This is a genomic window from Agromyces sp. P2_B3, from assembly GCF_056404815.1.
Genome location: NZ_JBFUDH010000049.1, coordinates 1 through 1186, shown reverse-complemented (window position 1 = coordinate 1186; position 1186 = coordinate 1). Strand labels below are relative to the sequence as shown.

The 1186-nt window shown below is 66.3% G+C and carries 2 protein-coding genes; one reads left to right on the top strand and one right to left on the bottom strand.

Annotation, left to right across the window (positions count from 1 at the left end; genetic code table 11):
* Positions 1-220, top strand: a 220-nt coding sequence (locus AC1DZA_RS20115) for an integrase core domain-containing protein (RefSeq protein WP_476774047.1), incomplete at its 5' end; no start/stop codon positions are given.
* A gap of 148 nt (positions 221-368) precedes the next feature.
* On the opposite strand, the gene AC1DZA_RS20110 is transcribed toward AC1DZA_RS20115, so the two are convergent.
* Positions 369-1186 (bottom strand): phytoene desaturase family protein (locus tag AC1DZA_RS20110; protein WP_476774098.1); only part of this gene is annotated, 818 nt, incomplete at its 5' end.

The following is a 1186-nucleotide window of genomic DNA, read 5'->3' as shown; positions in this document are numbered from 1 at the left end:
CATCAACGGGCTCTACAAGACCGAGTGCATCCGCACCGATGTCTTCCACGAGGGCGCCTACAAGACGATCGACGACGTCGAGTACGCCACCGCAGCGTGGGTCGACTGGTACAACGACCGGCGGCTCCACGGGAGCCTGGGCATGCTCAGCCCGACCGAGTTCGAGCAAGCCCACTACGCTGACACAGACCTTACGAGTGGGCTGCTCAACCACCCGTAAAACACCGGCAGGAAACCCGGGGCGCTTCAATTCGCGGAACAGGTACGGTGTCCTGACCTCGTCGGGCGGGGATGCCTCAATCCGGCACGGCCCTGTCAGGTGGTCGTTGGCAGGCTCTTATCAGACACGCACCGTTCAGACTCTCCTTTTAGGGGTGGAGGGGTGGGGTAGGGAGGTGGAAGGTGCGTTGCAGTGCAGCTTTGGCTGCGTTGTAGCCAGCGAGCCCGTGGACGCCAGGGCCCGGGGGGGTAGATGCGGAGCAGAGGTAGAGGTTGGGCAGGGGGGTGGTCCAGGGATGGGTGGTGAGAGTCGGGCGCTTAAGTAGTTGCCAGGCAGTCGCGGCACCGGCGGTGATGTCGCCGCCGGGGTTGTTGGGGTTCGCCGTGGCAAGGTCGGCGGCGGTGCGGTGGTGGGTGGCGAGGATCGTGTCGCGGAAGCCGGGGGCATGTTGTTCGATGGTGCGGGTGATGTGTTCGGTTTGGTTGATGGTCGATCCGTGGGGGACGTGGGTGTAGGCGTAGAGGGTGTKTTTGCCGGTGGGCGCGCGGTTGGGGTCGAAGCGGGTGGGTTGGGACGCGAGCACGAATGCGTGCGGAGCGTGGCGCCCTTGGGCGATGGCGCGTTCGGAGTGTTGGACTTGGTCGCGGGTACCGCCGAGGTGGAGGGTGCCGGCGTCGGCGAGGGCGGGCTCGCGCCAGGGGATGGTGTCGGTGAGGGCGTAGTCGACTTTCGCGACGCCGGGTCCGTAGCGAAAACTGCGGAGCGCGCGACGGTAGCTCCCGGAGAGTTGGTCGCCGGCGAGGACCTCGAATCCGCGGGGGGTGACGTCTAGGAATGTCGCGCGGGCGGGAGGGAGTTCGTGGAGGGACCGGATTGGTGTGTTCAGGACAAGTTCGCCGCCGTGTGCGGTGAGGTCAGTGAGCAGGGCGGTGGTGATTGCGTTACTGCCGCCGATCGGGATCGGCC